This window comes from Streptomyces sp. NPDC002265 (genome assembly GCF_040296125.1).
Classification (GTDB): Bacteria; Actinomycetota; Actinomycetes; order Streptomycetales; family Streptomycetaceae; genus Streptomyces.
Map to the genome: position 1 here is coordinate 2,154 of NZ_JBEOWS010000285.1, position 10,787 is coordinate 12,940.

At 66.1% G+C, this 10,787-nt stretch carries 4 protein-coding genes and 5 pseudogenes; 5 read left to right on the forward strand and 4 right to left on the reverse strand.

The genetic code is table 11. From position 1 onward, the window contains the following. Positions 1-707 (reverse strand): LGFP repeat-containing protein (locus ABT085_RS34855; RefSeq protein WP_502982872.1); only part of this gene is annotated, 707 nt, incomplete at its 3' end. Between the two features lie 270 nt (positions 708-977). On the opposite strand from ABT085_RS34855, the pseudogene ABT085_RS34860 reads away from it, so the two are divergent. Then, positions 978-1,340: pseudogene (locus ABT085_RS34860) on the forward strand (transposase); the annotation flags it as partial. 566 nt (positions 1,341-1,906) lie between these two features. Here ABT085_RS34860 and ABT085_RS34865 read toward each other — a convergent pair. Further along, positions 1,907-2,745 (reverse strand): annotated as a pseudogene (locus ABT085_RS34865) (transposase family protein). A gap of 333 nt (positions 2,746-3,078) precedes the next feature. Between ABT085_RS34865 and dnaK the strand changes: the two are divergent. Then, positions 3,079-4,782 (forward strand): annotated as a pseudogene (gene dnaK, locus ABT085_RS34870) (molecular chaperone DnaK); the annotation flags it as partial. A gap of 1,152 nt (positions 4,783-5,934) precedes the next feature. Here dnaK and ABT085_RS34875 read toward each other — a convergent pair. Together ABT085_RS34875 and ABT085_RS46820 are read right to left on the reverse strand one after the other, a co-directional pair. Then, entirely contained in the window at positions 5,935-6,435 is a 501-nt protein-coding gene (locus tag ABT085_RS34875; protein WP_351617298.1) for a MarR family winged helix-turn-helix transcriptional regulator, read from the reverse strand. Positions 6,436-7,020: 585 nt separating this feature from the next. Further along, positions 7,021-8,483, reverse strand: a pseudogene (locus ABT085_RS46820) (NF041680 family putative transposase). A gap of 576 nt (positions 8,484-9,059) precedes the next feature. Here ABT085_RS46820 and ABT085_RS34885 point away from each other — a divergent pair. The 3 genes and pseudogenes from ABT085_RS34885 to ABT085_RS34895 form a co-directional block, all read left to right on the forward strand. Continuing rightward, a pseudogene (locus ABT085_RS34885) lies at positions 9,060-9,470 on the forward strand (YceI family protein); the annotation flags it as partial. A 132-nt stretch (positions 9,471-9,602) separates the two neighbouring features. Beyond that, the gene (locus tag ABT085_RS34890; protein WP_502982873.1) at positions 9,603-10,157 is read left to right on the forward strand and encodes an NADPH-dependent FMN reductase; all 555 of its coding nucleotides are present in this window, start codon (positions 9,603-9,605) and stop codon (positions 10,155-10,157) included. A 188-nt stretch (positions 10,158-10,345) separates the two neighbouring features. Then, positions 10,346-10,787: response regulator transcription factor (locus tag ABT085_RS34895; protein ID WP_351617303.1), on the forward strand; the 442-nt coding region annotated here is incomplete at its 3' end.

Consider the following 10,787-nt stretch of genomic DNA (forward strand, 5'->3'; position numbering starts at 1 on the left):
TCCGGGTTTCCGGGAAGGTGCATGGCGCGGAAGTGATTGAAGCGTCCCCGCCCGTCGGGGCATCCGGATTCGTCAGTCACCGGGTAACCGAACTGCTCGGCACCGAGACGTGTCCATTCGCCGCCGATGGCGCCGTAGACGATGAAGGTGCCGTGAGCGGGGTGCCAGACGGCAGAGCCGGCCTCGAAGGCCTGCTTTCGCCCGCCGCCGACGGAGCCGTCCGTCTCCTCGACCACGGGGTAGCCCAGGGGTGACTTCTCCCACCCGATTTCACTCCACTTGCGGCGGATGTCGCCGTAGACGGGGTGGGGTCCGGTCTCGGGGGTCCAGTAGATGGAGGAGTCCGGGTTTCCGGGAAGGTGCATGGCGCGGAAGTGATTGAAGCGTCCCCGCCCGTCGGGGCATCCGGATTCGTCAGTCACCGGGTAACCGAACTGTTCCCTCCCGAGCCCAAACCATCGCTCGCGGATAGCGCCCCAAACCGCAAAAGCACCGATTTGAGGGTGCCATGATATCGTCCCGTTCTGAAACTCCTCGGCCCGGCCAGCACCGTCGAAAGTGGGCTTTTCGACATCAAGCGGATGCCCCAGGAGGCCTGCATCACCACCGAGAGCGAGCCACTTATCCCTAATCGCTCCTATTACCTCGGGCATCAATCCTACGGCCTGCCCCATCAAGATCACCTCAATCTGATTTTTCCACACCATTCCCGGTCAGTAAAACTCGGCATTCGCGAAATGGCCGAATCCGTCGACCCGGAGGTGCATTTCCGTGCGAACGCGAATCGATAGCCGTAAGGCAAGATAGGGAGGGGTGCCAGTACGTTGCGGCGAAACGATTATGTATGGCACCGAGTCGACAGCGGTCGAACTCTGGGGCCCAATCTCTTGCGGCCAGGCATGCCGCCAGTTCGAGTCTGCGACCCCGTTACTGATGCTGCAACTGGCAGCTCATTTCATTTGGCGTGATCGTGCGCAATGCTGTCTTGCGTGTCGACCGAGTTGATCGAGCGGATGGTGCCGGATGCTATGTGGTCACTCTTTCAGCGGGTGGTGCCGCCGGCGCCGGTGCGACGGCAGGGTGGTGGTCGCAGACGGCATGGCGACCGCGAGGTGCTGGCGGCAATCGTATTCGTCGCCGTTTCAGGCTGTACGTGGAATCAGCTTCCGCCGAGTTTTGGACCGTCGGGCGTGACCGCGTTTCGCCGGTTCACAGAGTGGTCGCATGCTCGCGTGTGGGCCAAGCTGCATCATCTGGTCGTTGACGAACTCGACAGCCAAGGTGAGCTGAACTGGTCGCGGTGCGCCATCGCCTCCGTGAGCGCTCGGGCATGCAAAGGAGGGCGCTGACTTCACCCACATGGGCTGACACCGCCTCGGTCGTCGAGGGCCCTATCGCCTGGCTTACCGGCCGTCGGCCCCTTTACCGTCACTACGAGAGCATTGCCAGACGTTTCCTGGCCTTCACTGCGCGGGTAGCCGCCGTAACCTGGTATCGCAGACTCGCCAAATGAAATGACCTGTTGATTGGAGCGCGCCTGGTCGACCTTTGCGATCTGTTCCGCTTGTACCCCAGGCCGTGCAGCGCTTGCGTTCTCCGGCAGGATGGTCGACATCCGCAGCACGGCGTTCTCCGGCAGCACGGTCCACTTCTACGGCACTATGTTCTTCGGTAGCACGGTCGACATCCGCGGCGCGGGTGGGGTCGCCTTCTCACTCGGTCTGCTCTCTGAGGCAGGTACTCCCAGGTCTCCTGGCCTCATGGTGCCCGCAGGCTGGCTGCTGCCCCCATCACCTTGAACCTCTCTGTTCCTACGAGGCGACAACCATGGCACTCACGGGGTGACGGGTGCCGCGGACGTGCGGCACCGGGGGACCGTCTAATAAGGCGATTCATTGAACCTCTTTCATCCTGAATAGTCGCAGGTCAAGAGGGTGTGCGCGGCTGCCACGGTCCTGTCGGTGCGGTTGGTTGAGCAGCGTGCTCGCCGCAGCAGCTGCCAGGACTTGAAGCGGGCGAAGGCGCGTCCACCGGGAGCACGGAGACATGCGTGGTCGCGGTTGTACCGCTGGCAGTGCTCAGGCAGGTCACGATGGCCGTAGTAGGGAGTAAGGGGCCGATGGCGCCGACACCCTGGTAGGCGTGGTCGGCCAGCACAAGGATCTGGCGCGAGAGACAGGCTTGGACGATTCCATGAACGCGGGCCGCGGTCAGGTCATGGGTCCGTTGCGGCGTCGCCCGCGAGAACCACAACGGCGTGCCATCAGGACGTGCGATGAACTGGACATTCATGCCGTGCTTCTTGTGCTTCTTGTGCTTCTGCGCGTAGCACGGCTCGTCCGCCTTGACGCGGTCAGTGGAGATCAGCGTCCCGTCGACGCTGACGAAGTCACCCTCGCCGAGACCGACGAGAGCCCCGTGCAGCCCCGGCGCCCACGAGGCGAGGATCTCGACGGTCTCGCGCACATACCGCCAGGACGCCGCCTCGCAGACTCCGCAACCAGCACCGATCTGTGCCGGCGTCTCGTTCTTCCGCAGATGCGCGAGCACCAGCAGGGCCTGCTTGAAGCACCCCAACTTGCGCCAGTTCGATCGAATTTCACGCCTTCGGGCGTAGATGAGCCAGGAGGCATGCTCGATCAGCTCGTGCGGGACGCCGAGCAGGGAAGGATACGGAACCAACAAAGCCCCCCGGCCGACGGCTTGTTGAGTGAGATCACCACACCAACAACGGGGCTTCGCCATGTCACCGCATCCGACCAGTCCATTTCACTCCTGAAGCACAGGATGAAAGAGGTTCAGTAACGCGCGTGATGCGCTTGGCCTCGTCGACACTTCTCCCGGCACCCGGCACCCGGCACCCGGCACCCGGCACATTGGTGGGGCCTTGACGTTCGGAAGCCCCCGACGCAGGCGGTCAGCTCGATACTCGCCCTTTTGGTCGGGCCGACCGCCTCTGTCCAAGAAGAGAGCCTGCGGTCTATTTGAAACGGCGCGTACTAATTAGCCGGATATGGAAACCTGATGGAAGGAAAGTTCACGCGCGGCTGTCGCCGCGGCGGCTGGGGGGAGTGCACGGTGGCTCGTGCTGTCGGTATCGATCTTGGTACAGCGCATTCTGTGGTGAGTGTTCTCGAAGGCGGTGAACCGACCGTCATCACCAACGCGGAAGGGGACAGGTCCACGCCCTCCGTCGTCGCCTTCACGAAGAACGGTCAGGTACTCGTGGGCGAGCCGGCCAAGCGGCAGGCGGTGACCAACGCGGACCGCACCATCTGTTCGATCAAGCGCCACATGGGCACCGGCCGGAAGGCACGCGTCGACGGCACGGACTTCACACCGCAGCAGATCAGCGCGTTCATCCTGCAGAAGCTGAAGCGGGACGCTGAGTCATACCTGGACGAGCGGGTCACCGAGGCGGTAGTCACCGTCCCCGCGCACTTCGGCTTCTGTGAGCGGTGGGCTACCAAGGAGGCCAGCCAGATCGCGGGGCTGCACGTCCTGCGCATCATCAGCGAGCCGACCGCCGCTGCTCTCGCCTACGGCCTCGACAAGGACGACCAGACAATCATCGTCATCCACTTCGGCGGCGGCACCTTCGACGTGTCGCTGCTGGAGATCGGCGACGGCGTGGTGGAGGTGAAGGCCACCAGCGGCGACACCAAACTGGGCGGTGACGACTGGGATCAGCGCATCGTCGACCATCTGGTCAAGCGATTCGCCGACGACCACGGCGTCGATCTCTCCAAGGACAGGACAGCGCTTCGGCGCCTGCGCGAGGCCGCACAGAGGGCGAAGGTCGAACTCTCCTCAACCGCTGAGACCACGATCGACCTGCCCTACATCACGGCTTCCGCCCAGGGTCCGATGCACCTGCACGAGAGGCTCACCCGGGACGGTTTCCAGCAGCTCACCGTTGATCTGCTGGAGCGCTGTAAGGCGCCGTTTCGCGACGCCATCGAGGGTGCCGGTGTAGGGCTCGAAGAGATTGACTACGTCCTCCTCGTCGGCGGCTCGACACGCATGCCCGCCGTTATCGAGCTGGTCGACGAACTGACCGGCGGCAAGGAACGCCAACGCGTCCGTTCGGACGACCCGGTCGCCGTCGGCGCAGCCCTCCAGGCCGGCGTCCTCAAGGGCGAGGTCAGGGACGTCCTGCTGCTCGACGCCGCCCCGTTCTCTCTCGGTGTCGAGACCCAGGGCGGCATCATGAAGAGGCTCATCGACCGCAACACCACGATCCCGACCAGGCGGTCCGAAATCTTCACCACGACGCGGGACAACCAGACCGAGCTGCAGATCAAGGTCTACGAGGGTGAGCACGGGCGCACGGCCTACAACAAGAAGATCGCCACGATCACACTCACCGGCCTGCCACCGGCGAAGGCCGGCAAGCTTGAGATCGAGGTCACCTTCGACATCGACGGAAACGGCATCATGCACGTCTCCGCCAAGGACCTGCGCACCGGCAACGAACAGCGCGCAACGGTCACCGGCGGATCTGCCCTACCAATGGCTGACCTTGAGCGCATGGCGCGTGAGGCCGGACGGTACGAGCAGCAGGAACGTCAGCGCCGCACATCCGCCGGGATTCATGACCGGGCCCATCAAGTCCTCTACACCACCGAGAGGTCTCTTCAGGACCCCGCGGACACCGTGGCGGGCGACATCAAGGCCGAGACTGAGGCCGCGGTCGGCGAGCTCAAGGAAGCCCTGAAGAACGGGGACGACACGGCCATCTGCGAGGCCACCAAGAAGGTCGAAATCATCGCGCGGAAGCTGCACCGTTGAGACACCACTGCGGTTGCGTGGATTCTGCAGTGCCCTGAGCAACCCGTACCACCAACATGCTGCTTGTACGAGACCGACCGCTGCCAAGGAAGCGGGGCGAGGAGCCTCGCCCGCCGACCAGCACGCAAGATCCTGTCCACGAGTGAACTTGCGGACAGGGTAGGAGCGGGGCTGGCAGGCCGCTGCCCCGCTCAGCTACCTGCAGTCGGTGTATCGACGTCCGCCCGTTCAGCACTGCGGAACAAGCCCTGCCCGCGATCGAGGACCCTTGACTGCTCACTCACCGGCATGAAGCAGGGTTGAGGAAGTGGTGTATGGGTTCGACCTGATCCGGGGGTTTGCCTCGGCGTCGGGGTGCCGAGCGCATAGACGAACGGCCACCGGCTGATCTTCGGGGGCTCTGCCCACCGAACTCACCGCATCGCCTGAAAACGAGATCGCCGAGTGCTTCGCGCTCTCCCGCGAACTTCACGGTTACGGCGCTGAGCTCCTGCTGAAGCTTGGCCTGCACCCCGGGCAAGAACTCATCCTCGTGCAGCTATTTGGCAGGGACGGCCAGACGCAGGCCGAGCTCCAGAAAACGGTTGGGCTCGACCGTCACTGCGCGGAGCGGCTGACCGCGGTGCCTGTCAACCAACCCGGGTTGGCGTCGTTGATCCTGGCAGGCAGGCAGGCAGGCAGGCAGGCAGGCAGGCAGGCAGGCAGGCAGGCAGGCAGGCAGGCAGTGGCGCCGTATGCAAAGGTCGCCGTCCGCAAGATCATGAGCGCTTCCAGGCGAGCGAGGGGACTGGGAGGCTGTCCGCTTGACGAACGTGAACGTTTGGTTCGGGCCGGGTGGGCATGAACGACGGCTGAGGGCGGGGGAGATGGGGCGGTTGATTTGCTCGCGTCGCTCGTGGGGGTGGCTGGTGCGGGTAGTGCTTGCTCTGCTGGAGGCCAGGGAGAAGAAGATCCGGGTGCCTCTCGCCACGCTTGTCGCCGTCCCACGGTTCGTGCCCAAAAAACCCGCTCCGAGCACCCTGCGACCATCGACATGGGCGGCTGTGCTCTTACCGCGGCGCCTCTTGAGCGTTCGCCGCGGCCGGTGCCGCTCACATCGCCATCATGGCTGTCCTTGTGATCGCCGGCCGCGCCATGCCGTCGTCAGCCCTGCGCTCGCTGGAGGCCGACGATGCGGTCGATGATTTTCTTGGCGGCGGTGCCTAGACCGTGCACCTCGGTGGGGTCGAGGACGTCGTAGATCAGCTCGCGTACCCGAGCCACGTGTCCGGGGGCGGCCTCGACGAGATGGGCGTGCCCCGCGTCGGTGAGGATCGCGTGGGTGTACCGGCCATTGGTGGGGTCTGGCTCGCGGCGCACGTAGCCGCGCTTTTCCAACCTGCCGATCAGGTGGGAGAGGCGGGACAGCTCGGAGTTGGCGAGGACGGCCAGTTCGCTCATGCGCATCCGGTGCTCCGGCTGATCGGACAGTCCGGCGAGGACGTAGTACTCGACGAAGCTGAGCTGTGCGTCCCGTTGCAGCTGTGCCTCCAGGGCGGTGGGCAACATGTACAGCAGCTGGCAGAGCGAGTACCACGTCTCCAGCTCCGCGGGGGTCAGCCAGCGCGGCTGATCGGTCGAGGTCGAAAGGCGTTCGGGCATCATGTCCGGAGTCTACGTCGCCAACAGTTGAAGGTTCATCTCTCACCGTCCGGCCTGACGCGTGAAGGTTCAAGTGAGAGGGGGCTGCGGTGGCTGCCGATGGTCCCCCGCAGGGCGTGTACGTCATCGACCCGTCTCGCTCCAGCATTGCTTTCCCGACCAGGCACCTGTTCGGCCTGGGCGCCGTCCACGGCAGCACGCTCGAGAGAACGCGAAGTGGGCCCACGGGCGGATACAGGGCGAGCCACCCTGTCTTGGTCACCCGATCGCCGCCTTCACGGTCGGGGAGATCTTTTACGCGGCGGGGATCGACCCGGCCCCGCGCCGTGCCGGTCCGACCTGGCGGGAGTTCCTCACCAGCGAGGTCCTGGGCATCATCGCCGTCGACCCCTTCCCTCTCGACACCGCCCTCGGCCGCAGGCTCTACGCGTCGGCGTCCCTCGAGCACGGCACCCGGCGCCTGTGCATCGCGGCGGCACCGCCCACCCCATCGCAGGCCCTGGAACGGTCCAGGTTGCTCAACCTGCCTGCCTGCATGGCATGTTGCACGATCCACCACGGGCCGGCCGACCCGATGAGCTTGTGTTTTTATCCCGCTCGCTCCGTGTTCGAGTCGGGGCGCTTCTCTGGTGTCGCGCCGTGCTGGTGGCCTTCTCCCACGGTGGGGCGGGCGGCACGGAAGTTGTTTCGGCGGCCTGGCGGTCGTCCGGGGCCTGCTGTGCCGGGATTCCGCACTCCGGTCGGGCTGGGCAAGTGGGGGCGGATGTGGCGAAATCCGCGGCGGACTCGTGCGGGGGACAACTGCCTTGGCGGCTTGGGCCGTTCCCAGGGGCGACGGTGGTCCTCGGCAAGAGGGCGGGCGAGCCGCGGCTGGGTGTGGGCGGCGATGACGAGCCAGGTCCACAGGTCGGCGCTGTGCGGGTCGCGGATGCGAGGGGCGGTCCGGCCCAGGGTCTGTTTGAAGAGCCGGAAGGTGTGTTCGAGGTCGAATCTGCGCAGGTGAGCCGACCACAGACGGTCGATGTGTCTGGGGTCGGCGCCGGTGCGTGAGGTCCATAGCCATACCGGGTCCGGGGTGCGCTCGGAGGCAGGCGGGTGACCGTGAGGCGGATCAGTGTGCCGTGCAGGACGGGGAGTTCCTCGTCGGGGTGTACGTCGTCGGCCCAGGGGCCGCGGCGTTGGAGCTGTTGGTGCATGCGGTCCCAGCTGCGGGCTTCGGCCCGGTCGTAGCGGCGAGTGTCGTTCACGGTGTGCTGGCCGGGGGTGGGTCAGGTGTCCGGGTCGGCGTTCAGGGTGAGGTGGCGGCCGTGACGGGCGGGTCGCCCGCCCTTGCGGCGGTAGACGGGCTCGCCGGGATCGGTGTAGTACACCCGGTCGGAGCGGACCCGGACGACGAGTTCGACCGGCAAGTCGGACAGGAGCCAGGCCAGGCGGGTGGCGTCGTGGCCAGCGTCGAGGACCACGAGCACATCGGGGTCGCCCTCGTGGCGGTGGCCGGTGCGGGTGAGACGGGCGAGGGCCTCGCGGATCTGGTCGGCGGTCAGCTCGGTGACATCGTCGCCCGGGGCCACCCGCTGCGCGTCGAGGATCGCCGTCCACGAGGAGCGGCCGGGCTCGAGAGCGGCCAGGAAGGAGTAGGGCCAGCCGGGGATGTTCTGGCCGGTGGCCGTGCCGTAGCCGCTGACGTGGCAGAACCTGCGCTCAGGACTGGTGTCCGCGTCGGGGCGCAGCCACGGGGTGACGTCCACCGCCAGCACGATGCGCCCCTCGGCACTCCTGTGTACGGGGGTGGTGGCCACCAGCCGGCGCAGGCGGGTGAACTCCATCCAGCCCTGGTTGACCGCGTCGTACAAGGCACCGTGACCGCGCTGGAACTCAGGCTCCGGAGCCAGTTCCACCAGCGAGCGCACCGGAGTGCCGGAGCACAGCACGGCGTCGGTCAGCTCGAAGAGTGCGTCCGCGCGCCGGTAGAGGCAATTGTGGTAGCCGCGGCGGAAACGGGCCAACGCACCCTTCGGTTCGACATCACACAGATAGCTGGAGATACTCACGTCAACGGCCGTTCTGATTGCGGGAGTTAGGCACTCCGAGAACTGGAACGGCCGCCTTCGCGTCACGATACCCCGCTCGTCCAGCCACCGGCCGAGCCTGCCCCGACTCGAACACGGAGCGAGCGGGGTAAAAACACAAGATGAGGAGCTGTCGGTCTACCGGAAAGCCCTGAGCCGGGTCGCACGACGGTCAAGGATCAGATTCAGGTCTGTCCTGATGGCGCGGGCAGGCCGGCTCTCATGGATGTCCCTCTGAGGAATCCAAAACGAGCGTTGAGCGACCCGCTCCATGCTCGTACCACTGCACCAGCCTCACGAAAGCAGACCTGATGTCTACCACCGCCGCTGAGCGGCGGCTGATCGACGTTCTCTACACGGCCGGCGTGCGCATACGGACTCGTGGGCGACAGTCTGCGTCCCAGCGTGGCTGATCGGTCGAGGTCGAAAGGCGTTCGGCCGGCATGCCCGGAGTGCGTGCCATCCACAGTTGAAGATTCATGTGTCATCGTCTAGCGTGACACGTGAAGGTTCAAGTGAGAGGGAGCTGCAGTGGCTGCCGATGGTCCCCCGCAGGGCGTGTACGTCATCGACCCGTCTCGCTCCAGCATCGCTTTCTCGGCCAAGCACCTGTTCGGCCTGGGCACCGTCCATCGCAGCTTCACGCTGCGCTCGGGGACGGTGTCCATCGCCGAACCTCTGGCCGACTCGGAGGTGAGGGCTGTCGCGGATGCCACCAGCTTCCGTAGTGGTCATCCGGTGCGCGACCGAAAGGTGCTGTCGGAGGCGTTCTTGGACGTCGACGGCCATCCGGACGTCGACTTCACCTCCACCAGCGCCTACCGCGACGCCACCGGCACGTGGAGGCTTGCGGGCCTCCTGGCGGTCCGCGGCGTCGGGGCCCCGGTCGTCTTCACCGTGACAGGGACTCAGACGCTCGACGACGAGCTGACGATCACCGCCACGGCAACCGTCGATCGCTATGCCCACCGCATCACTGCCATGAAGGGCCTGGCGGGCCGTTACCTGCGGCTCAATGCCGTCATCGGGGCCCGCCGTACATCCGCCGGTTCCGCTTTGCGCCGACCGGTCCATCAGGAAGAAGGACACCACATGAGTGACATGAAGATCGCCGTCATCCTTGGCAGCACCCGGCCCGGCCGCAACGGCAAGGTCGTCGCCGACTGGGTGGTGGACAGGGCGGGCGCGCGCACCGGCGCCGAGTACGAACTGATCGACCTTGCCGACTACCCGCTGCCCCACCTGGACGAGGCCATGCCGCCGTCCATGGGTCAGTACCAGAACGACCACACGAAGGCCTGGGCCGAGAAGATTGCCGGGTTCGACGGGTACATCTTCGTCACTCCCGAGTACAACCACTCCACCTCCGGCGTGCTGAAGAATGCGATCGACTACCTGTACGGGGAGTGGAACAACAAGGCCGCCGCCTTCGTCTCCTACGGGTCCCTCGGTGGCGCGCGGGCCATCGAGCACCTGCGTGGCGTGGCCAGCGAACTGCAGATGGCCCACGTGCGCCAGCAGCTGTCCTTCTCGCTGTTCACCGACTTCGAGAACTTCTCCGTCTTCAAGCCCGGCGAGCAGCATGACGCCGCTGCAACCATCCTGTTCGAGCAGCTGGAGTCCTGGACGCGCGCCATGAAGACCGTTCGGGCCTGACCCCCGGGTCGCCGACGGGTAAGCGGCGAGCAACACTGCGCCGCTGATGCGGCCGGCCCAGCGGTCGCGTCAGCGGTGCACCGTCCAACAGTCCTCGAGCCCCTGGTCCCGGCGGGAGCGGCCCGCCTGTTGGTGGTCTGGCTCGGGTCCTCGTCAGGGACGGCCCCGCCGACTCCCTGGTGGGCGCGATGGGCACAGTCGCCGAAGGCGACGCGGTGATCTCTCCCCGCGTCACGCGCAGACTTCTCGACCGCTTCGCCCGCCTCACCGATCAGGAGCCCCCCGCGGTTCCCCGCAGTCTCGACGCGCTCACCGCCAGGGAACTGGACGTACTGCGGGCGATGACCCGCGGCCTGTCCGATGCCGATATCGCCCTGGAGCTGCATGTCAGCGAGGCGACCGTGAAGAGCCATGTGGCGCACATCCTCGACAGGTGCAGGCTCGGGGACCGGGTACGGGCGGTCATCCTGGCCTACGGCACCGGGCTCGTCCGGCCCACTGTCGGCCCGTTGGGCCCTGGTGCCCACGGGCGGCCGTCCACCCGGCGCGGCTCAGCTGACCGCCTGCTTCACGAGCGCACTGATCCGCGCCTCCACCTCGGCCGTCACGTCGGTCAGGGCGAAACCGGCC

What these genes read in the sequence shown, in the direction of transcription:
- ABT085_RS34875 (WP_351617298.1), bottom strand. Translation starts at nt 6,435, where the DNA reads ATGATGCCCGAACGCCTTTCGACCTCGACCGATCAGCCGCGCTGGCTG.
- ABT085_RS34890 (WP_502982873.1), top strand. Translation starts at nt 9,603, where the DNA reads ATGAAGATCGCCGTCATCCTTGGCAGCACCCGGCCCGGCCGCAACGGC.